This is a genomic window from Aromatoleum toluclasticum ATCC 700605 (genome assembly GCF_000378245.1).
Taxonomy (GTDB): domain Bacteria; phylum Pseudomonadota; class Gammaproteobacteria; order Burkholderiales; family Rhodocyclaceae; genus Aromatoleum; species Aromatoleum toluclasticum.
Genome location: NZ_KB899504.1, coordinates 24,635 through 46,063, shown reverse-complemented (window position 1 = coordinate 46,063; position 21,429 = coordinate 24,635). Strand labels below are relative to the sequence as shown.

26 protein-coding genes and 2 pseudogenes are annotated in these 21,429 nt (G+C 64.9%); 22 read left to right on the top strand and 6 right to left on the bottom strand.

The annotated features are described in order from the left end of the window. Window positions 1–32 precede the first annotated feature (32 nt). The 4 genes and pseudogenes from merT to F464_RS32090 form a co-directional block, all read left to right on the top strand. Entirely contained in the window at window positions 33–383 is a 351-nt protein-coding gene (gene merT / locus F464_RS0120145; protein ID WP_018991661.1) for a mercuric ion transporter MerT, read from the top strand. Window positions 384–395: 12 nt separating this feature from the next. Next, window positions 396–674: a mercury resistance system periplasmic binding protein MerP gene (gene merP, locus F464_RS0120140; RefSeq protein ID WP_018991660.1), complete on the top strand. Its 279-nt coding sequence runs from the start codon at window positions 396–398 to the stop codon at window positions 672–674. Window positions 675–684: 10 nt separating this feature from the next. After that, the gene (gene merA, locus F464_RS0120135; RefSeq protein WP_018991659.1) at window positions 685–2,376 is read left to right on the top strand and encodes a mercury(II) reductase; all 1,692 of its coding nucleotides are present in this window, start codon (window positions 685–687) and stop codon (window positions 2,374–2,376) included. A gap of 293 nt (window positions 2,377–2,669) precedes the next feature. Then, window positions 2,670–2,759 (top strand): annotated as a pseudogene (locus F464_RS32090) (Tn3 family transposase); the annotation flags it as partial. A 262-nt stretch (window positions 2,760–3,021) separates the two neighbouring features. Here the strand turns inward: F464_RS32090 and F464_RS0120130 are convergent. Together F464_RS0120130 and F464_RS0120125 are read right to left on the bottom strand one after the other, a co-directional pair. Beyond that, window positions 3,022–4,614, bottom strand: a complete 1,593-nt coding sequence (locus F464_RS0120130; protein ID WP_232428997.1) for an ABC1 kinase family protein — start codon at window positions 4,612–4,614, stop codon at window positions 3,022–3,024. A gap of 459 nt (window positions 4,615–5,073) precedes the next feature. Next, on the bottom strand, window positions 5,074–5,823 hold the full coding sequence (locus F464_RS0120125; RefSeq protein WP_026296170.1) for an HD-GYP domain-containing protein: 750 nt from the start codon (window positions 5,821–5,823) through the stop codon (window positions 5,074–5,076). Window positions 5,824–6,095: 272 nt separating this feature from the next. Here F464_RS0120125 and F464_RS0120120 point away from each other — a divergent pair, with 272 nt between their 5' ends. The 15 genes and pseudogenes from F464_RS0120120 to F464_RS0120045 all read left to right on the top strand — a co-directional run bounded on the left by F464_RS0120120 (window position 6,096) and on the right by F464_RS0120045 (window position 16,377). After that, on the top strand, window positions 6,096–6,356 hold the full coding sequence (locus F464_RS0120120) for a DUF2933 domain-containing protein (RefSeq protein WP_456297546.1): 261 nt from the start codon (window positions 6,096–6,098) through the stop codon (window positions 6,354–6,356). Beyond that, window positions 6,353–7,009 (top strand): methyltransferase family protein, encoded by a 657-nt coding sequence (locus F464_RS0120115; protein WP_018991654.1) that lies wholly within the window; start codon window positions 6,353–6,355, stop codon window positions 7,007–7,009. The genes F464_RS0120120 and F464_RS0120115 overlap by 4 nt, the downstream gene beginning before the upstream one ends. A gap of 58 nt (window positions 7,010–7,067) precedes the next feature. Then, entirely contained in the window at window positions 7,068–9,458 is a 2,391-nt protein-coding gene (locus F464_RS0120110) for a heavy metal translocating P-type ATPase (RefSeq protein ID WP_157353965.1), read from the top strand. 33 nt (window positions 9,459–9,491) lie between these two features. Continuing rightward, window positions 9,492–10,091, top strand: a complete 600-nt coding sequence (gene petA / locus F464_RS0120105) for a ubiquinol-cytochrome c reductase iron-sulfur subunit (protein ID WP_018991652.1) — start codon at window positions 9,492–9,494, stop codon at window positions 10,089–10,091. A 108-nt stretch (window positions 10,092–10,199) separates the two neighbouring features. Continuing rightward, window positions 10,200–10,583, top strand: coding sequence for a YHS domain-containing protein (locus F464_RS0120095; protein WP_018991651.1), 384 nt, complete (start codon window positions 10,200–10,202; stop codon window positions 10,581–10,583). Between the two features lie 17 nt (window positions 10,584–10,600). After that, window positions 10,601–11,851, top strand: coding sequence for an MFS transporter (locus tag F464_RS0120090; RefSeq protein ID WP_157353963.1), 1,251 nt, complete (start codon window positions 10,601–10,603; stop codon window positions 11,849–11,851). After that, on the top strand, window positions 11,848–13,194 hold the full coding sequence (locus tag F464_RS0120085) for an SAM-dependent methyltransferase (RefSeq protein WP_018991649.1): 1,347 nt from the start codon (window positions 11,848–11,850) through the stop codon (window positions 13,192–13,194). The genes F464_RS0120090 and F464_RS0120085 overlap by 4 nt, the downstream gene beginning before the upstream one ends. A 229-nt stretch (window positions 13,195–13,423) precedes the next feature. Then, window positions 13,424–13,861, top strand: coding sequence for a YHS domain-containing protein (locus F464_RS0120080; protein ID WP_018991648.1), 438 nt, complete (start codon window positions 13,424–13,426; stop codon window positions 13,859–13,861). An 81-nt stretch (window positions 13,862–13,942) separates the two neighbouring features. Further along, window positions 13,943–14,101 carry a DUF2933 domain-containing protein gene (locus F464_RS30525; RefSeq protein ID WP_018991647.1) on the top strand — a complete coding sequence of 53 codons (159 nt, stop codon included), beginning with the start codon at window positions 13,943–13,945 and terminating at the stop codon, window positions 14,099–14,101. 10 nt (window positions 14,102–14,111) lie between these two features. Further along, complete coding sequence (locus F464_RS0120070) at window positions 14,112–14,369, top strand: DUF5676 family membrane protein (protein WP_018991646.1); 258 nt, start codon at window positions 14,112–14,114, stop codon at window positions 14,367–14,369. 427 nt (window positions 14,370–14,796) lie between these two features. Continuing rightward, complete coding sequence (locus F464_RS0120060; protein WP_084600563.1) at window positions 14,797–15,111, top strand: cation:proton antiporter domain-containing protein; 315 nt, start codon at window positions 14,797–14,799, stop codon at window positions 15,109–15,111. Next, complete coding sequence (locus F464_RS32085; protein ID WP_198292312.1) at window positions 15,060–15,260, top strand: DUF3141 domain-containing protein; 201 nt, start codon at window positions 15,060–15,062, stop codon at window positions 15,258–15,260. Before F464_RS0120060 ends, F464_RS32085 begins: the two co-directional genes overlap by 52 nt. Then, complete coding sequence (locus F464_RS32080) at window positions 15,173–15,493, top strand: DUF3141 domain-containing protein (protein ID WP_408605239.1); 321 nt, start codon at window positions 15,173–15,175, stop codon at window positions 15,491–15,493. Before F464_RS32085 ends, F464_RS32080 begins: the two co-directional genes overlap by 88 nt. Continuing rightward, window positions 15,396–15,803, top strand: a pseudogene (locus F464_RS31905) (DUF3141 domain-containing protein); the annotation flags it as partial. The gene F464_RS32080 and the pseudogene F464_RS31905, both read left to right, overlap by 98 nt. Before the next feature lie 85 nt (window positions 15,804–15,888). Beyond that, the gene (locus F464_RS0120045; protein ID WP_018991641.1) at window positions 15,889–16,377 is read left to right on the top strand and encodes a YHS domain-containing protein; all 489 of its coding nucleotides are present in this window, start codon (window positions 15,889–15,891) and stop codon (window positions 16,375–16,377) included. Between the two features lie 46 nt (window positions 16,378–16,423). On the opposite strand, the gene F464_RS0120040 is transcribed toward F464_RS0120045, so the two are convergent. Then, window positions 16,424–16,642 carry a cupredoxin domain-containing protein gene (locus F464_RS0120040; protein ID WP_157353953.1) on the bottom strand — a complete coding sequence of 73 codons (219 nt, stop codon included), beginning with the start codon at window positions 16,640–16,642 and terminating at the stop codon, window positions 16,424–16,426. Window positions 16,643–16,803: 161 nt separating this feature from the next. Here F464_RS0120040 and F464_RS0120035 point away from each other — a divergent pair, with 161 nt between their 5' ends. The 3 genes from F464_RS0120035 to F464_RS31110 all read left to right on the top strand — a co-directional run bounded on the left by F464_RS0120035 (window position 16,804) and on the right by F464_RS31110 (window position 17,973). Next, window positions 16,804–17,196 carry a CzcE family metal-binding protein gene (locus F464_RS0120035; RefSeq protein ID WP_018991639.1) on the top strand — a complete coding sequence of 131 codons (393 nt, stop codon included), beginning with the start codon at window positions 16,804–16,806 and terminating at the stop codon, window positions 17,194–17,196. Between the two features lie 111 nt (window positions 17,197–17,307). Beyond that, entirely contained in the window at window positions 17,308–17,589 is a 282-nt protein-coding gene (gene copK / locus F464_RS0120030) for a periplasmic Cu(I)/Cu(II)-binding protein CopK (protein WP_018991638.1), read from the top strand. A gap of 177 nt (window positions 17,590–17,766) precedes the next feature. After that, window positions 17,767–17,973 carry a hypothetical protein gene (locus F464_RS31110; protein WP_157353950.1) on the top strand — a complete coding sequence of 69 codons (207 nt, stop codon included), beginning with the start codon at window positions 17,767–17,769 and terminating at the stop codon, window positions 17,971–17,973. Between the two features lie 465 nt (window positions 17,974–18,438). On the opposite strand, the gene F464_RS31105 is transcribed toward F464_RS31110, so the two are convergent. From F464_RS31105 to F464_RS0120010, 3 genes are read right to left on the bottom strand one after another with little or no spacing between them, the layout of a single operon-like run. Further along, the gene (locus F464_RS31105; RefSeq protein ID WP_157353947.1) at window positions 18,439–18,909 is read right to left on the bottom strand and encodes an HD-GYP domain-containing protein; all 471 of its coding nucleotides are present in this window, start codon (window positions 18,907–18,909) and stop codon (window positions 18,439–18,441) included. 56 nt (window positions 18,910–18,965) lie between these two features. Next, window positions 18,966–20,783, bottom strand: coding sequence for a hypothetical protein (locus F464_RS0120015; RefSeq protein WP_157353943.1), 1,818 nt, complete (start codon window positions 20,781–20,783; stop codon window positions 18,966–18,968). A gap of 58 nt (window positions 20,784–20,841) precedes the next feature. Next, window positions 20,842–21,399: an ankyrin repeat domain-containing protein gene (locus F464_RS0120010; RefSeq protein WP_040395612.1), complete on the bottom strand. Its 558-nt coding sequence runs from the start codon at window positions 21,397–21,399 to the stop codon at window positions 20,842–20,844. Window positions 21,400–21,429 lie beyond the last annotated feature (30 nt).

The following is a 21,429-nucleotide window of genomic DNA, read 5'->3' as shown; positions in this document are numbered from 1 at the left end:
ATCAAGCGAAGACCCGGAAGGAGAACAACTTTATGTCGGATCCCAGGAACGGTCGTGGCGCACTGGCCACCGGCGGTGTTGCCGCCATCCTCGCCTCGGCCTGCTGCCTCGGCCCGCTCGTGCTGGTCACGCTCGGCTTCTCGGGCGCGTGGATCGGCAACCTGACCGTGCTGGAACCGTACCGGCCGATCTTCATCGGCGCGGCGCTCGTCGCACTGTTCCTCGCTTGGCGCAGCATCTTCCGTCCGGCCCGTGCCTGCAAGCCGGGCGACGTCTGTGCCGTGCCGCGGGTAGCGAGGGCCTACAAGCTGATCTTCTGGGTCGTGGCCGCCTTGGTCCTGGTTGCCATCGCATTTCCCTACATCCTGCCGCTGTTCTACTGAAAGGAACTCACCATGAACAAACTCGCCACCCTTGTCGCCTTGGCCGCCACGCTGAGCGCGCCCGCCTTGGCCGCCACCCGGACCGTCACCCTGTCGGTGCCCGGCATGACCTGCGCCGCCTGCCCGATCACGGTCAAGAAGGCGCTCGCCAAGGTGGACGGCGTGCAGAAGGCCGAGGTCAGCTTCGAGAAACGGGAAGCCGTCGTGACCTTCGACGACGCCAAGACCAACGCCGAAGCCTTGACCAAGGCCACCGCCGACGCGGGCTACCCCGCTACCGTGAAGCAGTGAAGGCGTGATCATGGCCGAAGCGATCACCCTTCACATCGACGGCATGACCTGCACGTCGTGCGTCGAGCACGTCCAGCAGGCATTGAAAAACGTGCCCGGCGTGCGCTCGGCCGTGGTGTCCTATTCGAAGCGGCAGGCCGAGATCGAGGCGGACGCGGGCGTGAGCCTGGACCGGCTGGTCGCAGCCGCGGCCGCGCTCGGCTACATTGCGCGAGCTGCCGACATGCCGGGCAAGCCCGGCGGGGGCCTGTTGGGCAAGGCGCTGGACTGGCTGGGCGGCGAGACGAGGCGCGGTGGCGGTGAGCACGCGCTGCACGTGGCGGTGATCGGCAGCGGCGGCGCGGCGATGGCGGCGGCGCTGAAGGCCGTCGAGCAAGGTGCGCGCGTGACGCTTGTCGAACGCGGCACCATCGGCGGCACCTGCGTCAATATCGGCTGCGTGCCCTCCAAGATCATGATCCGTGCCGCCCACATCGCCCATCTGCGCCGGGAAAGTCCGTTCGATGAGGGGCTGCCCGCTACGGCGCCGACCGTGCTGCGTGAGCGGCTGCTGGCCCAGCAGCGGGGCCGCGTCGAGGAACTGCGCCATGCCAAGTACGAAGGCATCCTGGAGAGTACGTCGGCCATCACCGTACTGCGCGGCGAGGCCCGTTTCAAGGATGCGCGCACGCTGACCGTGGCGGCCGCTGACGGCGACACGCGCGAAGTGAGCTTCGATCGTTGCCTCATCGCCACCGGCGCGAGCCCGGCCGTGCCGCCGATTCCCGGCCTGAGCGACACGCCCTGCTGGACCTCGACCGAGGCGCTGGATAGCAGCACGATCCCCGAGCGGCTGGTCGTCATCGGCTCGTCGGTGGTGGCGGTCGAGTTGGCGCAAGCCTTCGCCCGGCTCGGGAGCCGGGTCACGATCCTCGCGCGCAACACGCTGTTCTTCCGCGAGGACCCGGCGATCGGCGAGGCCGTCACGGCCGCCTTCCGCGCCGAGGGCATCGAGGTGCTGGACCATACCCAGGCGAGCCACGTCGCCCATGCAGACGGGGAATTCGTGCTCACGACCGGGCGCGGCGAGCGGCGCGCCGACAAGCTGCTGGTTGCCACCGGCCGCGCGCCGAACACGCGCAGCCTGAACCTCTCGGCGGCGGGCGTCGAGGTCAACGCGCAAGGGGCCATCGTCATCGACTCGCGCCTACGAACGAGCGCGCCGCACGTTTTTGCCGCCGGCGACTGCACCGACCAGCCGCAGTTTGTCTATGTCGCGGCGGCGGCCGGCACGCGCGCCGCGATCAACATGACCGGCGGTGACGCAGTGCTGGACCTGACCACCATGCCGGCGGTGGTGTTTACCGATCCGCAAGTGGCGACGGTGGGCTACAGCGAAGCCGAAGCGCACCACGATGGCATTGAAACCGACAGCCGCACCCTCACGCTCGACAACGTGCCGAGGGCGCTGGCCAACTTCGATACGCGTGGCTTCATCAAGCTGGTCGCCGAGGCCGGCACGGGGCGGCTGATCGGCGTGCAGGTCGTCGCGCCGGAGGCGGGCGAACTGATCCAGACGGCGGCGCTGGCGATCCGCCACCGGATGACTGTGCAGGAACTCGCCGACCAGTTGTTCCCATATCTCACGATGGTCGAGGGGCTGAAGCTCACGGCGCAGACCTTCAGCAAGGACGTGAAGCAACTGTCCTGTTGCGCTGGCTGAGAAAAAGGAGGTGTTCGATGAGCCGCGGCGGGCACGGCTTCGATGATCAGGAGCAGGTGAAAAACCGTGAGCCCCCAAAACCGCTCACCCTTCGGCAGCCGTCCAAGGCTGAGATCGAGTGCCAGAAAATGTCTCCCTCGCGTCTGTCACAGGCGCAAACCGATCCTCTGTTTGAGAAAGCATCGTTTCCGATCGAGTCCGCGACGCCACCTGTGCCACCCTGATCGACGAGATCATCGACCTGCACGCCCGTTTCATGGGCGCGCTGTTCAGCAAGACCAAGCGCAATTACGCTGCGCTTGGCGGCTTCGATCAAGCAGGGCACGGTGACGGCCTCGCTGATGCTCCGAAAGCTTGGCAGCTACCCGCGTCAGAACGGCCTTCAGGACCGATTCGCGTTTCGCATCGCGAACACTACGCCACCGTGGGTGGCGTAGTCCGACTAATGGGATGGTCGCCCCTTCCCGAAATGGCATCTGAGTGCCAAGGTGGAGATGCGATATGTCCACCCACGCGAGGAGGCGACCGAAATGAAGATTGCGACAATAGGGATCGATCTGGCAAAGAACGTCATCGTGGTACATGGCGTGGATGTACGCGTTCATCGCCCTCATCAGTTGCATGGCAAACACGCTCGTTCGACCATCAGCTACGCTCACCGAACTCACGCACCAGGCGCCAACTCAGCCACAGCGCGAGGGCATAGCCCAGGCCGGCCAGCACCGGCACCTCGCCCCAGCGCGGCCCCAGGCTGTGCTGCATGAGCAGCGAGGCGGCGATATACAGGCCCAGGGTCACCAGCGCCAACGCCACGCGCCGGCTGCTGCGGCCGATTTCCTCCTGGAGCGGCTCAAGGCCGCGATGTGCCACCGACACCTCCATGCCGCGGCTGCGAATGCCGTGTAGCGCCCGGCTCAGGTCCGAAGGCAGCTGATGCAGGGACACGAAGGCCTCGTACTTGAAGCGCGCGCCAGGGTCGCCAACGCCACCGGCGGTCTCCAGCATCGCCCCGGCCTTGGCGAACAGCCCCTCCATGAGATTGAAGCGCGGATCGAGGCGCCGCACCGTGCTCTCCATCAGAAAAACGGCCCGCAGCAGCACCAGCAGAGGCTGCGGCAGGCGCACGTTGCGCCCGTGACCCATGCGCGCGATACGCAGAAAGGCCTCACCGAAGGACCAGTCGCTGAGCGGCTTGCGCCCATAGTCTTGGACCACTTCCTCCATGCCCGCACGGAACTCATCCCGGTCCAGCTTGCCGCCGAGCATGCCCAGATCGAGATAGGCATCCACTAGCCAATCGCCGTCCTGCTGCACGAAAGCCATCATGAACGCTATCAGGGCCATGCGCGTGCGGCGGTCGAGGAAGCCCACCAAGCCGAAGTCGTGGAAGCAAATCCGCCCGTCTTCGAGCACGAACAGGTTGCCTGGATGTGGGTCGCCGTGGAACACGCCTTCCACGAAAAACTGGCGCAAATAAGCCTCCACGAGGTTCGCAGCCAGTTGCTCGCCCTGATGCAGGAACGCCGCATCGTCGATGCGCCTGCCCGGACTCAGATCTTGCACGACCACCCATTCGGTATACAGTTCGCCTACCACCCTGGGCACATACACCGTCGGCGATTCGTGGAATATCTCCGCGAAGCGGGCGATGCTGTGGGCCTCCTCACGGAAGTCGAGCTCTTTGTGAAGATTCTGCGCCAGCCCGTCCACGATTTCCATGGGCCTCACGGCGCGCAGCGCCGGGCTTAACCAAAGGACGCTCTTCAGGAACCAGCGCAATATGCGGATGTCCTCATTTACCTGGCGCCGGATACCGGGGCGGCGCACCTTGACGATGACCACGCGGCCGTCGGTGAGTGTGGCGCGATGCACTTGGGCGATGGAGCCCGCGGCGAGCGGCTGAGGTTCGATGCGGAGAAACAGTTCGGTCAGCGGGCGCCCAAAGGAAGCCTCCACCTCGGCCGCGACCTGCTCGAAGGGAAAAGCCGCGACGTTGTCGTGCAGCTTCTGCAGCGCCGCCACGTAGTCGTCGGGAAGCAGTTCCCGATGCAGGCTCAGCCCCTGGCCCAGTTTGACGAAGGTCGTACCGAGTTGCTCCAACGTAACAGCGAAGCGCTGGGCCGCCGGCGACGTCCTGGCGCTAAGCAGTCCGACGCGCACGAGGCTCCACCACAGGAGGAAGCCCCACAGCGCGCGGTTGATCTGCACCAGACGGATAACTATGTGCACGGCGGTCACTCGCACCGTGATCTGCGCCGCGGACACCATACGCCCCAAGCCAGCGGGGCGGGGCTGGCGCGGAGCAGCGCGGCGGCGCCGGAATGACAATCACCGACCCCGACGACATGGACTGAGGGCGGTATGCACGGGGATACGAACAAGACTCTCCTCCTCGCGTAACGACGCGATCGCCGAGCGTCAAAGAATCTCGCCCTCGTTGCGGCAACGGCACATCGCAGCCCATGGGATTGACATATGCCCGATTGCCAACGCGCAGTTGGGCTCCTGCAGGCATCTTCGCAGTATGTGCGCAATGATAGCCGTTTCGGCGATACGCGATCGCAACATGCCCGCGCGTCACTTTCGCTTCATGCGTGTCGGGCCTGCACTTTGGGAAAGTGTGATCCATCGCCCCTGTCGTCGCGATGACGCCAGATTTACGAATTCGTCGACATGGCATCATCGGAACCGGAATGACTACGCTACCTCCTGCTCGCATTTCATCTGCACCATGCGTCTCAGGACCGCTTCATCTGCGATGAACGCGTCGACGGCAACTGGATCAAACTGTACGCCCGACATACGAAGTATCTCGGCCTTAGCCGCGTCGAATGACAGTCCTTTCCGGTAGGGGCGATCCGAGGTCATTACGTCGAGCGTATCGATCACGGCGAACAGCCTCGCCCCCAACGGAATGGCCTCCCCACGCAAACCACGCGGATAACCTGTGCCATCGTAACGTTCCTCGTGGCAGCGGACCATTTCTGCGGCCTCCGCCATGCCTGCAAGGCGACTGACGAGGTGATGGCCGTCGTCGGGATGCCGGCGCATCACGGCCCATTCGTCGTCATCGAGCGCTTCGTTCTTCAGCAGAATATGGTCCGGTACGCCGATTTTCCCGATGTCGTGAAGCAGCGCGCCCCAGTAGATTTGCGCGAGGCGCCGCTCGTCATGCGGAAAGAAGCGTTTCGCGAGGACGACCGTATGGCAGGCGACACGCCGCGAATGGAGACCGGTCTCATGCTCACGCAGATCGAGCGCGGCGGAGAGCGCCTCGGCGAAACCGGCGTTCGGGTCGCCGCCGCTCGTACATTCCGCCGCGAGCGGTTCGAGAAAACATCGCTCACAGAGCGGATCACCGGTTTCGGGGTCACGCCGGGATGCGATGAGAGTGCCACAGCAACGGCACTTTGCCGCTGAAGCGGTCGACCTGCGCGAATCTTTCAAGGCTGGAATCTCCTCGGATAACGATCCGATCGCTAACCCGGTCCGTCAGTTCCGCGGCGAGTCGCCGTGGGACCCAAAGCCTGCCCTGTACGACGCGATCCAGATGACCGATTCGTAATGTAGGCGTCATTCCGCAGCAAGTCCCTGCGGATCATACTGTCGTCAGTGCGTCGTATTCGGCGGCGATCTGGGAAATTTAGGAACGACGTGCCACACCTCGCTGTGGTGCAGGCGAAGCCGAATCAGAAGAATTTTGATCGTCCAGGAAACAAATGATGCCTACCCATGATCATTCCGCTCACGACACCTCGCCGGGGACCGCCACCGCCAAGATGAGCCAGCGCTCGAAATGGGTCTTTGGCGGCTTCGCGGCGATCGCGCTTGTTCTCCTCGCTTTCGAGCACCGCGTCCATCTGGCGGGCTGGCTACCTTGGCTGATCCTGCTCGCCTGCCCGCTCATGCACGTGTTCATGCACGGCGGGCATGGTCATGGCGGGCACGGCACAAAGTCCGACAGCGGAGACGAAAAATGATTGAATCCGCCTATGGCCTGTGGTCGCTGGTGCTGATCAACTCGGCCCTCTTCATCTTCTTCGCCTTCAGCTTCTTCAAGCCGCAGAGCCGGCGCGACTGGCGCACCCTGGGCATGTTCTCGGCCTTCGTCGTGGCCTTATTCACGGAGATGTACGGCTTTCCGCTCACCATCTACCTGCTGTCGGGCTGGCTCGCGCAGACGTTTCCGGGTGTGGATTTCCTGGCCCACGACTCCGGCCACTTACTGGAGGTGATGTTCGGCTGGCGTTCGAACCCGCATTTCGGCCCTTTCCATCTGATCTCCACGCTGTTCATTGGTGGCGGCTTCTGGTTGCTGGCTGCGGCGTGGCGGGTGCTCTACGCGGCGCAGGCGAGCGGTCAACTCGCGACCACGGGCCCTTACGCCCGGTTGCGGCACCCGCAGTATGTCGGGTTCGTGCTGATCATGGTGGGCTTCCTGTTCCAGTGGCCCACGCTGATCACGTTGGTGATGTTCCCGATCCTGCTCGTCGTGTATGTGCGCCTCGCCCGCCGCGAGGAACATGACTCGGCGGCCGCTTTCGGCGACGCCTGGACGCACTACGCCCGGGCGACACCGGCTTTCATCCCGCGCTGGCGCACCGGGCATGGCCGGGCGTCCCCCAGTACTTAAACCAGCCTCAAATCACGGCAAGCCAAGGAGCATCGACATGGACAGGCCGGTTACCTCGATGAAGCGCACTACAGGCTCGGTCGCAGAGGGCGGCGCTCACCACGCGCATGGGGCGGGTCACGCGCATGACCACGGCACCCACGTGCACGATGCGGCAACCGTGAAGGACCCGGTGTGCGGGATGAGCGTCCCGCTCGATGCCGGCAAGCCAACGGCGGTACATCAGGGCAGCACTTACCACTTCTGCTCGCAGAAATGCCACGACAAATTCGTTGCCGAGCCGGCCCGGTATTTGGCCGGCAAACAGTCCGCCAAGGCGGTGCCGAAGGGCACGAAATTCACCTGCCCGATGCATCCGGAGATCGTCCGCGACGCCCCGGGAGAGTGCCCGAAATGCGGCATGGCCCTGGAGCCTATGGGCGTCCCCGCCGAAGACGAGGGACCCAACCCCGAGCTCGTGGACTTCACCCGCCGGTTTTGGATCGGCACCGCGTTTACGCTCCCGCTTCTGATCCTGACCATGCCCCCGTACCTGGGCTACAACGGGATTCGCGAATGGTTCGGCGAGCAGGCGTCGCTGTGGATTGAAGTCGTCCTCGGCACCCCGGTGATCCTTTGGGCCGGCTGGCCGTTCTTCGTGCGTGGCTACAAGTCGTTCCGCACCACGAACCTCAACATGTTCAGTCTGATCTCCATGGGCGTCGGCGCGGCCTATGTTTTCAGCATCATTGCGGTCGCGGCGCCGGGGATCTTCCCCGCCGGCTTCCGCAAGGAAGACGGTGCGGTCGGCCTCTATTTCGAGGCTGCGGCGGTGATCGTAACGCTAGTCCTCCTCGGTCAGGTGATGGAACTGCGGGCGCGCGAGCGGACCGGCTCGGCCATCCGGGCGCTGCTCGACATGGCCGCCAAGACGGCGCGGGTCATCCGTCCCGATGGCACCGAAGAGGAGATCCCGCTCGAGGCCGTGCAGGTCGGTGACCGGCTGCGGGTGCGCCCCGGCGACAAGGTGCCCGTGGACGGTGAGGTGGTCGACGGTCGCTCCTCGGTGGACGAATCGATGATCACCGGCGAGCCGATACCGGTGGAGAAGATCGCGGGCGACCCGGTGACCGGCGCCACCATCAACGGCACCGGCAGCCTGATCATGGAGGCGAAGCGTGTCGGCGCCGACACCCTGCTGGCCCAGATCGTCGAGATGGTCGCCAACGCCCAGCGTTCGCGCGCGCCGATCCAGAAATTCGCCGACATGGTGGCTGGCAGGTTCGTACCGGCGGTCGTGGGCATCGCGATCCTCGCCTTCATCGCCTGGGCGGTGTGGGGGCCGGCGCCGGCGCTCGCCTACGCGCTGGTCGCGGCGGTGGCGGTGTTGATCATCGCCTGCCCGTGCGCACTGGGGCTGGCCACGCCCATGTCCATCATGACCGCCACCGGGCGCGGCGCCCAGGCCGGCGTGCTGATCAAGAACGCCGAGGCGCTGGAGCGCTTCGCCAAGGTGGACACCCTGATCGTGGACAAGACCGGTACGCTCACCGTCGGCAAGCCGAAGCTGGTCGCCGTGCTGCCCGCCGCCGGCCATGACGAGGCCGAAGTGTTGCGCCTCGCGGCGAGTCTCGAACGCGGCTCGGAGCACCCCTTGGCCGAGGCCATCGTCGCTGGGGCCGAGGACCGCGGCGTGAAACTCACCAACGCCGAGGATTTCGAAGCGCTCACGGGCAAGGGGGTCACGGGGGTCGTCGAGGGCCGCGCGGTGGCGCTGGGCAACGCCGCGTTGCTGGCTGAACTCGGCCTCGACGGCGGGCAGTTGTCCGAGACCGCCAACGTGCGCCGCGACCAGGGCGAGACCGTGATGTTCGTCGTCCTCGAGGGCGCCATCGCCGGGCTCGTCAGCGTCGCCGACCCGGTGAAGGAGACCACGCCTGCGGCGCTCCAGGCGCTGCATGCGCTCGGCTTTCGCATCATCATGGCCACCGGCGACAACGAGCGTACCGCCCGAGCGGTGGCCGGGCGGCTGGGCATCGACGAGATCCGCGCCGACGTGCTGCCGGCCGACAAGGCCCGCATCATCCAGGAGTTGCAGGCCGCCGGAAGCAAGGTGGCGATGGCTGGCGACGGGGTGAACGACGCCCCGGCGCTCGCCCAAGCCGACGTGGGCATCGCCATGGGCACCGGCGCCGACGTGGCCATCGAGAGTGCCGGCTTCACTCTGGTGAAGGGCAACCTCGACGGCATCGTGCGGGCGCGGCGGCTGGCCCGGGCGACCATGCGCAACATCAAGCAGAACCTGTTCTTCGCGCTGATCTACAACGCTGCCGGCGTACCCATCGCCGCCGGCGTCCTCTACCCGTTCTTCGGCATGCTGATTGGCCCGATCTTCGCCGCGTTTGCCATGAGCGCGTCGTCCCTGTCGGTGGTGCTCAACGCCTTGCGCCTGCGTCGGGTGCGGATCTGACGCAGGCGCTCCCTGATGCAAGGGAGATCCAAAATGCCTAAAGATGACACGATCACGCCGAACCCGCAGCGGCGGCGTTTGCTAGTCGCCACCTCGGTGGCGGGCGGCGTTGCCGCCGCGGCCACCGCGGTGCCCTTCGTGGCGAGCCTGATGCCCAGCGAACGGGCCAAAGCGGTCGGCGCACCGGTGAGCGCGGATGTCTCCAAGCTGGGGCCCGGGGAAATGATGACGGTGCCCTGGCGCGGGCAGCCCGTGTGGATTCTGCATCGCACGCCCCGCATGCTCGCGGGTCTGGAGAAGTTGGAGCGCGATTTGCTGGACCCGACATCGGAACGTCCCCAGCAGCCCGAGTATTGCCGCAATCAATACCGTTCGCGCAAGCCCGAGTACCTGGTCGCGGTGGGCCTCTGCACCCACCTTGGCTGCGTGCCCACCTTCCGCCCGGATGTTGCGCCGCCCGACCTCGGACCCCAATGGGAAGGGGGCTACTACTGCCCGTGCCATGGCTCTCGGTTCGATCTGGCCGGGCGCGTCTATCGGCACGTGCCGGCACCGCTCAATCTGGTAATTCCGCCCTACTACTACTCTGAGACAAGCACGGTGACCGTGGGCCTTGACGGAGAGGAAACCTAATGGGGATGGGGTGCCTGGAGCCCCCGCTGCAGTCCGGCCATCAGCAGCACGGCGGCGCGGGGAGATTGATCGGCGTCGCTTAGTCAGGTCATTCGAGGAGTATTCGACATGGATTGGCTGTCCGGGAACTGGATCTGGGTGTTCGTCGTGATAGCGGGCCTGTGGTTCTTCATGCGACGCGGTGGTCTGCATGGCCGCAGCATGGGTGGCCGTCATGAGCGATCGCGGGGCAACACGCGTGAGGGGTACGGCGGGGCAGCGCAGCCCGCGCCGCCGGGGGATGCGCCCACCGTGGCCGGGGCTGCACTCGACCCGGTAAGCGGCAATCCGGTCCGCACTGACCGTGCGCTTACCGCGGTGTTCGACGGGCGCGCCTACTACTTCGAGTCGGACGACACGCGCCAGCGTTTCGAGGCCGAACCTCACAAGTACGCGGACGCCGCGGCGCCGCTGGCGCAGGCCGATCGACCGCGCCGGCGGCGGGGATGCTGAGCGCGTCAGGGCACGAGATGACCCGGCGTGCCTTCTGGCTGCTCGCCGGCGCGAACTTTGTCATCGCGCTCGGCTACGGGGCAATCCTCCCGCTGCTGCCGACGATTCTCGGCGACGTGGCTGGCGTCGCCACTTCCGCTGCGGTGGCTTGGCATACCGGCGCACTGCTGGGCAGTTACATGCTCGGACTGTTCGTGACAGCGCCCCTCTGGGGCGCCGTGTCGGACCGGATCGGCGGTCACCGCCTCCTGCTTTTCGGGCTGTGCGGCTACGCCGCCGCGCTCGTCGCCTTCGCCCTAGCGAACTCGCTGTTTGCTGCATACGGCTGGCGCATCCTGGCGGGGGTGACGGGCGGCGCGGTATTGCCGGTCGTCAACACGTCGATCGGAAATGTGCCTGACCACCGCGTCCGCGCACGACTCTTTGCCGGCGTATCGATAGCGACGCTGCTCGGCCTGCTTGCAGGGCCTGCCGCGAGCGGGTTCGTCTATGCCGCCATGGAGCGCATGGGGGACGTGAGCGAGATGACGCCGGCCGTCGTGGGCATGCCGCTCGCGACCGCAGCGGTGTGCGCCCTGGTGGTCGCCATGGGGGTTGCCCTCGGTGGGATCGGAGACCCTGCCGCGGGCCGCGCGGATCCGAATCTGCGCGCACCCCGGATCGTCTGGCGTCAGGCATTGCCGGTTCTGTTCGCGAGCTTCCTCGTTCTGTTCGGCCTCGGCGCGTTCGAGGCCATGCTGCCTGTTCTCGCACCGACGGCGCTATCGCTCGACCCGCCGGCGCTTGGCGCCCTGCTCGCGCTGTGCATGGTGGTCATGCTCGCCGTCCAGAGCGGCTTGTTCCTCGCCCCGATTCTGCATCGGGTGGCGTACGGCCCGTTCCTCGCAGGGGGTTTTCTCGTCTTGGCCGCCGGCATCGCATTCCTCGGGCAAGCAGGTTCGCTCGCCGGCGCGGCGCTCGCCGTCGCCTTGATCGGTGCCGGCGGGGCCTTTCTGCAACCGGCGATCGCCTATCTCGCGACCTTGAACGACGCGGGCGCCAGCGGCACGCTTCTGGGCGCGCTCACCGGCGCTGGCAGCCTCGGTCAGGGCTTGGGGTCGCTCGCCGGCGGGGCGCTGTTCGCAGCACTCAATGCGAACGGGTTGTGGGTGATCGCCGTCGCACTTGTGGGCGGGGCAGCGTGGATCGGTATGCCCGTTCGCGCCAATGCGGCACGCGTGTCACGGGACAAGGGACGGAAGGAAAACGTGACGGAGACCTTTCGATGAGTGCGCCCCCCGGCACCACGCGTGCCGCCGCCCCCTCCATTCTGCCGGCGATTCGCATCGTCCGGCGCCTGCTGCATGGATTGGAGCCGGCGCCGGCACTGCGCCTATGGGACGATACGCTGTGTGCGCCCGACGAACGCCCAGCCCCGTTCACGCTCGTGCTGCGCGACCCGGCGGTGCTGCGCCGGCTGGTGATCGAGGGTAACCCGCTCCTTCTGGCCGATGCCTACGTCCGTGGTGCTTTGGACGTGGAGGGCGACCTGTACGGCGCGCTCGGGCTGAAGCGCCATTTCGAGTCGATCTCCCTGTCGTGGCGCGATCGGCTCCTGCTGTTGCGCGACGCGCTGCGCCTGCCGGCGCGCGCCGATGCGCAGTTCGGGCCGCATTGCGGCTTCGCCTCGCGAGTGGCACGGCGCTTCTCCCATCGCCACTCGCGCCACAGCGATTGCGCCGCGATTTCGTTCCACTATGACGTGTCCAATGAGTTTTACGGACTGTGGCTGGACCCCGAACGCGTCTATTCGTGCGCCTACTTCGAGCACCCCGATGACACGCTGGACTCAGCCCAGTGCAACAAGCTCGAGCACACCTGCCGCAAGCTCCGGCTGCAACCCGGCGAGCGCTTGCTCGACATCGGCTGCGGTTGGGGCGCGCTGGTCTGCTGGGCCGCACGGGAGCACGGCGTCCTTGCGCACGGCATTACGTTGAGCCAACGCCAGCTCGACTACGCGCAACGGCGCATCCGCGCCGAGGGGCTCGAGGACCGGGTGACGGTCGAGTTGTGCGATTACCGCGACCTTGCCGGCAAGGCGGTGTACGACAAGGTGGCCAGCATCGGGATGTTCGAGCATGTGGGGCTGGCGAACCTGCCGGCCTACTATGCGACGGTACGCCGTGTGCTGCGGCCCGGCGGCCTGTTCCTCAACCATGGCATCACTCACGATGAAGAGGGCTGGAAGAAGACCGTAGGGACCGAGTTCATCAACCGCTACGTGTTCCCTGACGGCGAACTTGACTGCGTGAGCAACATCCAACTCGGCATGGAACGGGCGGGCTTTGAGATCCACGATGTGGAAGGCCTGCGCCCCCACTACGCGCTCACGTTGCGTCACTGGGTCGCTCGCCTGGAAGCCGCACGAGGCGCTGCAGTGCGGGAAGTCGGCGAAGCTGTCTGGCGCGTCTGGCACCTGTACATGGTGGCCTGCGCGCTCGAGTTCGAAGCCGGCAGCACCGGCGTTTACCAAATCCTGACCTCCAGCCGTCAGCGGGGCTCATGGCCGGTGCCCCTCACGCGCACCGATCTGTACCACGGCAACCGGGCCAACATCCATGCTCCCCGCTGACGTTGTGCTTCTCCACCACTACGAGCTTCACGGCGGTCAGCCCGCCGCTCGGTAGCCGGCAACCGGGCGGGGCATCATGACCGCGCGGATCGGACTGCGTGCCGCCGGAACATGCGCGCTCGGCGGCTTACGCCGTTGTAATGCCAGCGTCACTGACCCGTCGGGTGCGCAGGCGCAAGATCGTTTCCATACAGTCGAACTGGTTCCTGGCGGGACGGAGGGTAGTCCAGTGAACTCGTTGGTGAAGGATCCGGTGTGCGGGAGGGAAGTACGCTCGCGCGAGATTTTCGCGGTGTTCCTGGGAACCGAATACGGCTTCTGCTCGGTCGAGTGCCGTGACTGGTTCCTGGCCTTCCCCCATCTGTACGCCGGCCTGCGCGGCCAGCGGCCGCCCCGCCAGAGGGGGCTGCAAGCCCTGCGGCACCGGCGTCTGTCCTTGGCTGCCTCGTTGTCCCCCGAGCAGGGCGCTCGCGTGACCGAGGCGCTTGAGGCGCTGTCCGGCATCCGGGCGGTGGACGTCCGCGGCAACCGGATCGAGTTCGTCTACGACCCGTTGCAGGTGAAGGCCGGCCAGATCGAGGCCCGCCTGGCGGCGGTTGGCACACGACTCGGAGCGGGCTGGGTGGAGCGGTTGCAGCAGGCCTTGGAACACTGCGCTGAGGACTGAGAGACCTAGGATCGGGATCTCCATCCGTCGATTCAGTATCGCTGTTAATGACTGCCGCGCGCGGCGGATGAGGAGGCTCAAATGGAATGGCTATCCCAGAACTGGTTTTTCGTGTTGATCCTGGCCGTTTTTGTCGGCATGCATTTGTTCGGACATGGCGGCTGCGGCGGCGGGCACAGGGGGCATGGCAAGAATGACGACAAGAGCGGGCCGGGGCAGACCGGCGGGCACCGGCACTAGGGGTGCAATCATGTTGAACCTGAAGGTAGTGACTTGGGCATTGGGGATCTCAACCGCGTTTAGCTTCGTGTTTTGCGTCGCCTACGGGCTCGCCACCCCGGAGAGTTTGCACATGCACGCGTTCCTCGAACAGGTGTTGCCCGGCTTCAAGTGGCTGAGCTGGTCCGCGTTCGTGATCGGGCTGGTGGAGAGTTTTCTCTACGGCGTCTACGCGGGCCTCGTCTACGTCCCGGTCTACAACTTCCTCCAGCGGCGCTGGGGTGCGTGAGGCCGGACGCATGGGGACCGGCGACGCCGCAGCTGGTGAGCGCAGGCGCCCGGCGGAGCGCGGTCGCCTGCTGGCGTCCATGCATTGCGAGATCGTCCGGTTGGGCGCGTCGCACCGCGGCACGGTGCCGGCCGGCTTCTACGTGGTACTGCGCCCTCTGGGCGCGGACCGCCGCGGATGCAAGGGGCGGTCCGCGTGGTATGGACCCTTCGCGAGCGGGCGCGTCGCTGACATGCTGCGTGTCAGCGCGTTCTTCCTGGGAGCGATGTAGACCGTTCAGGGAGCTCCCGTCACACGAGACGACACAACGGCGCCCAACCAAGGGCGCCACGCGATTAACGCGGGCTCTCGCCCTCGCGCCGGTCCGCAAATGCGGGCCGTGGGCGGGATCGCACTAACGGCGACCGGATCCAGGCGCGGGTGAGTGGTGGAACCGCACGAAGTCTTCCTCGCGCTTGCCATGGTGTTGCTCGGCGCCCGACTACTGGCGGAAATCGCGTGCCGGCTAGGTATTCCCGCAGTCATCGGCGAATTGACGGTCGGACTGATTCTCGGGCCGTCGCTGCTGGGTTGGGTCTTTCCGAGCACTCCCCTGGAGATCCTGGCTGAAATCGGCATCATCCTGCTGCTGTTCGAGGTGGGCATGAATACCGACGTGTACCGGCTCGCCCGTGCCGGCACAAAGCCGGTATCTGCCATGGCTACGTCTTTGACCTCGGGGAGGTCCGCAATCCGCTGCTGATCTTCGCCTCCAGCGGGAAAAACATCACTCCGCCGCACCAGGCGCTGAACTGGATTCGACGATCTACCCGACGACGGCAGAGCTCAAGGCCGCCGTCCAGCGCATCGACTATCTGCTCAATTCCCATGTCGGCCACCTCGGCATCTTAGTTTCGGCGGGCGTCGACCGGGTGGACCATCGGGTGATGCTGGAGTCGCTGGACGAACTGGAGGCGTTGGCGCCGGGCCTCTACGAGATGAAGATCGTGAACCCGACCGGCGCCCCGGACTGCCACAAGGCCGCAGTACGAGGTAAGGTTCGAGGAGCGCAGCGTGGAAGACATCCGCTTCGGCTATCGGCCCGAGGCGTTCGAGGCCGTGCGGCTGATCTCCGAGTTCAATGAATCGCTCTATCGCGGCTTCATCAGTCCGTGGGTGCAGGCTGTCGCCACGCGGTGACGGCAACGGCGCTGAAAAATTCGCGTCCGATCCGCACGAGCCGCTATCTGTTTTCGGATAAGTTCAGCCCTTGGATGAAGGCGGTGGAGACAGCGGCCCCCCTGGGTGCGGGAGCATCGCCAGCCGGTGGACGCCGACAATCCCTGGCTCGCGGGCGAGCAGGCGGCGAGCCGAATGATCTACGATGGCCTGGAGGCGCATCGCCGATGGCGCGATGAGACGCAGGAGGCCATGTTTGCCGCGCTGTTCGGCTGAGGAACAAGCACTGCACGACCGCGGCTCGGCATCGCCGAGAGGCTATCGTCGGCGGTGCCGACAACCGTGTGTTTGGGAGACTACTGTGAAAGACAAGGAACCGGTCAAGGACGTGGTGTGCGGAATGTGGGTGGATCCCACCAGCTTCGGCACCGAGTTTCAGGGCAGGCATTTCGCTTTCTGTACAGCACAGTGCCGCGAGCGCTTCCTCGCCAACCCGCACCTGTATGTCGGTCTGCCCGGCCGCCCGGCTCCGAAACAGAGCGGACAGACGGTGCTCAAGCGCCGGCGCTTCGCGCTCGACACGGCCCTCGACGCGTATCAGGCCGATTCCGTGCAGGCACGAGTGGGCGCGTTGATGGGAATCGAGGCGGTGGAGGTACGCGGTGCGGAAATCGTCGTGACGTATGATCTGTTGCAGGCGACCGCGGCCCAAATCGAGGCCGCTTTCGCGGATGCCGGTGCGCGGCTCGGCAGTGGTTGGGCCGAGCGCCTGCGCCGCGGCTTCGCGCACTACACGGAAGAGTGCGAAATTGGGCACCTGCAGGTCGGTCCGCCTTCTGGCTGGCATTGACGGCCTATCCGGCGGTGTCGCGCGTCGCGGTGATCGTGGCGAAAGATCATATTGGAACGCGGGTGCTCGGGCGGAGCGCCAGTGCGTGGGACACCCGGTCGTTTCGGTTCGTCCTGCCGACAGGCGCGACAGTCTCGCCGGCCTTGACGGTGGTGTGGTCGGGAACGACGTGCATGGAGTTGTCCATGGTCACTTCGATGGTGCGCGTGACCTCAACCGGATCGCCTGCCATATCGACCGCGCCCACCGATGCCGCACCAGGCATTCTCCAGCATGTCCTGGCGGATCATTTCTGTCCTGAAAATGACAGGAATCTAATACCGAAGTAATTTCCGGGACATCTTGCAGTCAGTGGATCCCGTTTAGCATGTGCTCATGGTCGCTCGAAGGCGAGCGCCTGATTCTGATACTGCAAGGGGAAACACCATGAAGAGCACATTGACCCGCACGGTTGTTGCATCGGCGCTGCTTGTTGCGGTATCCGGCGCATCCGCCCACGCGGACTATTCCGAAAGTGGCGCCACGCATTGGCTCGAACACGTACGAGCATCTTCTAGCCAGCCCTCCGAGCGGCAACTGGCCCCCTACGGTTACGCCGCACCCGGCGGCGCGCCCGGTCGCCTCATCGTCGTCGACAAGGACACGCGTTATCTCAACGTCGTGCAACTGGAGACCGTCGCCATTCGTGTCGGCGACAGGACGGTCAATTGGACCTTCGACGCGTTCCCGATGCGCAGTTTTCCGCTGTCGAAAATCATTCCCGGCGCCGAGGGCGTGACGGTGTACGTCGCCGAGAGCCCACTGTACCGGGGACGCTGATCTCTGGCCAACGGGTATCGGCGTGCCGCACGAGCGGGGACCGGATGAGGAAATTCACCGCGCGCGACTCGCTCGATTTCATCTACTGCAACACATCACGAGGAAGCCATCATGTTCACGAAACTCGCTACCGCTGCTGCATCTATCCTGATCGCCACCTCGGCTTTCGCCGTGGATCAGGGTAATGTCGAGAAGTCCTACGAATTGAAGGACGGCTCGACGGTGTACATCTTCAGGGACGGCAAAATGGCCATGGAAGACAAGTTCGGCCGGGCAGGCTCAATGAAAGAAGGTCATGAAATGGAAACGAAGGACGGCAAGAAAATCATGATGAAGGGCAATGAGATCTGGCGTCTTGACAGTCTGCTGCATGGCGACCATCGAGGAAATTAAGCTACCTGGCCGCGAAGCGGCAGCAGTCGAACGGCCCGCATGCCGACAGGCATGCGGGCCGTTCCTTTATCCGTGTCCCTACTCGTTGCTAAGCAGGATCTGTTTGACGGGATCGATCGGCCCGAGGTCACGCCACTTATCAGTACTGTTTTCTACTTGAGGTATCCTGATGCAACGATGATCGCACTCGACGATCCAGCGCTTGCGCAGGACGATGGCGCAATAGCGGTGATTCACCGCATCCTCGGGACAACCCGCAGCGGCCGCAAGAAGGCGGCAGAAACACCGCTCGCCATGTGTCCTCCGCAGTTCGTGACGCATGAAGGACACGGCGTCAACGCGTTACTTCATGTCGCGCTGATGATCGTGTCGCTTGAGCCGTGACTTTTCCTTCGCCGCGGTCTTGTCATCCGAGTCAGAGGACGCAGCCTGCCCGGTAGGCATGCCGAGTTTCTCAGTCATGTGACTGTGCCGCGGTGCCGTTGCTGTGGTAGTTGCCGGTATCGTTGCCGGCGTGTTGGCGGCCTGCCCGACTAGCGGGGTTTCGAGTGCGGCGCTGGCGTCGAAGGACAGCGCGACGGCAATGGAGAATACGCTGATGGCAAATGCAGTCCTGGATCTCATGATGGTCTCCGGCGGTGGTTGGCGAAGCGACTCCCGATGCGGAGGCGCCGGGATGTCACGCAGACACAGCCAGTGTGCGCCGGAGTGCCTGTCCGACCGATGACGTCTGGATTACCTGTTTGTAAACGTCGTGAGGCCCACGGTACATTGGGCACATAGCCCGCTTGCTGACCAAGAGTTTCAGGAGGGCCTAGGCGCGTCACTGCACTTGATCTCGATCATGTGTCACAGGGCCTGTTCGTCGGCATCGAACAGGCACACAGCGTCCGGATCGAAATGGCATCCGCTCATGCGCAGGATTTCCGCCTTCGCGGTGTCGAACGGCAATCCCTGACGGTAGGGGCGGTTCGAGATCCTCGCATCGAGGGTGTCGATCACGGCGAACAGTCCCGCGCCGATTGAAATCGCGCCGCCATGCAAGCCCGGCAGATATCGGATGCGGACGTCGGCGACGCAGTGTTGCGTCACCATCCGACCGGTTCGAAGCTCCCAGCAGGCGCGGAAAGAAGGCCGGAGTTTGCCGCGCGTAGCGCGACCAGTCTTCACCAAAAGGTCGTGCCGCCTTGCGTTCTTCAACACCGGCGATTCGCATGTTCCGCCGGGTTTGGTCAGCGAGAACTTGTTCTCCCACTCGTCGCTTCTACGATGCCGAAGCAATGGCGACTCTTTCACCGTGGGTGAAAGGCATTCAATCATAGCGTCTTACGAGCTGAGCGGGTACTGCGCGCTTGATCCAGCACGAAGTACCAACCTCACGGAGCTTTGGACGAATTCGCCCCTCGCGCCTGCCGACGTCCGTCGGTCATCCGGGCGAGTCGGTCCGCCTTCTTTGCGCTCCGCTTTTCCTGTGCGGCGCGCACTTCGATCCAGAATTCGCTCACCGCGTCTTCACGCTGCGCGAGGGACGCCTGCCATGCCACTGCGGCACCGTTCATCTTGCGATCCAGATCGGCGCAGCAATCCTGACAACGGAGCAATTGATGGTCTTCGACATCGGCCAGCACTTTCCCGCCGCACAGCGCGCAGCAGCCCGCGGTTTTGCCAACCAATTCAAGGACTGCCGTCTGCGTCTTGGTCACGGACCAGCGAATCGCAGACTCCAGTTCGTAGAGCGCCGCGACCATCAGCCCAGAGCGCGCCTTGCGTCCGAACTCGCCCCGCTCGCCGGTGTTTTCGTCGATCTTCTTTAACACCTCAGCCAAATCGAGCGGTTCAATCACGATCGTGTCGTAGCGCCTCGCTAGGTCGGCAGCGAGGTTGCGGTAGAAATCACGCCGCGCGTTGCGTGCGCGCCTTGCCATATGCGCGGACGATTGCCAACGCAATCGGTCTTCCTTGCGCCAAACTTCCAGCCACTCGGGCAGGCCTTCCGCTTCGCGCAGCAAGCGGCACAACCGGTGCAACCGAGTGATCGCCACATGTTGCGCCGGCAATTTGCGGAGCGCCGCCAATTCGACCAGGACTCCCTCGCTCCAGTTTTCGTTCGCCTCGATAGCTTTTACCAAGGGCATGATCTTGTCACGGCTGGTGTCGCGTTCAGACTGTAGGGTGGCGGCCCGTTCCAGCGTCGCCTCAATATGTGGCGGCAGGTACACGAGTCGCGCCGCGTGGGGATCAGCCGAGTCGGCAATCGCCGCCACTCGCCGACCCTCGACGTCGGCAGCCCATCCGAAATGTACGGACACGAGCGGTTTGCGCGCATAGGTCGCAACGAATACCGGTTCGGGCGGCTTGACCATCAACTGCACCGCCCACTTGTAATCCTTACCGATCTTGCGGCGCACAAGGCGTGCGAGCCCGATCTGCGCGCCCTCGGGGAGCGGACGGTGATACTGCCAAGTGCCCGTGGCGTAAGTGGCCGCCTTGGCCGGGCCGAGCCGGAAGCGGAATTCGCCGTACTTCCGTCGGCCACAGCCATTGGTTGGCAAAAGCGCCAGTTCTCCATACTTGCCTTCGAGTAGCGTTTTGGCGGACACGCCACCGGCGGCGGTAAATTGCAGTGTCAGCGTGTCCTGCACCTTGTCGGTGCCGATGCTGAAGCGCGGTCCCTGGCCTTTCTGGAGCGACTTCTTGAAAGCCAGCAGCGCCGCATCAAGGACCGCGTTCGCCGTGGCCCACCCGAGCCCGTTTGCGACCGCTTCGCTGCGCGCGCGGTAGGTGTCGCAGGCGGAATTTTTGCCGATGCGCGCGAAGAACCGAGTTTGCAGTTCGCCCTTCAAGCGCTGGCGGGTTTCGATCAGTGCCGCATGCAACTCACGCCACTTGCCCCGGCGCATTTCGGCAATCGACTTCATTGCCAACTCGTCGTTCGTGGCCCGGGCCGTGTCGAATTCGCGGTTGAGCACCTCAACTTCGGCTTGTAGCGTTCGGGCCGGCTTCCCCGCACGGTCGAGCACGTACGTATTCATCTCGGCGACGATGGTGCGGATTTGCGCCACCAGGTCGTTGTATAGCCGGCGAGCGCGCATAATCTGGTCGTCGATGGCGGCGCGGGATTCCTTATCGATCCGCACCCCGAATTCGTAGATCAATGCTTCGCTTGAAGGTATCTGCCCTGGTTTCAGTTCCATCTGGGACGCGATAGTGCGCAAATTGTTGTGTCTTGCCTGATGTGAGTGGCGGGCGGCATCAATTTGCCCCGTCGGAATTCCTTGGCAGGGGGGGCTTCTTGGGCCGCGCTCGCTGCCCTTCCAGGACGGCCACAATGTCTTGTCGCCCCAAGGTGCGTGCGAGCCAGAGTACGTCATGTCCGTCCCCATCGAGTTGGTCCCGCTTTGCCCCACCGACCAGGAGATTCCGGACCACTGACGTGTGGCCCTTATAGACGGCCCAGAACAAGGGCCACTCCCCGTCGTCGGTCCGCACGTCGGGATTGGCGCCGCGGCCGATCAGGAAGGAGACGATGTCCGCATGACCGTTGAAGGCGGCCCAGAAGAGGGGAGTCCATCCCCGACGATCGGTCAGATCGATTGACGCGCCGCGCGCCAATAGGCTGTCAATGACGGCCCACTGACGGTGATAGACGGCGAGGAAGGTCAGGCTGCACCCCTCCGTGTCCTGCCAGTTGGCGGGCAGTCCGTCCTCCAACCACCTCAGCACTTCCGGGACGTTGCCTTGGCGAACGGCGTCGAGCAGGGCTGGGTCGACCCGACCGCGCCAGGCTTCGTGATTGACGTCGTCACTCATCGTGTCGGTCCTGACGAGACGAACCAAGGC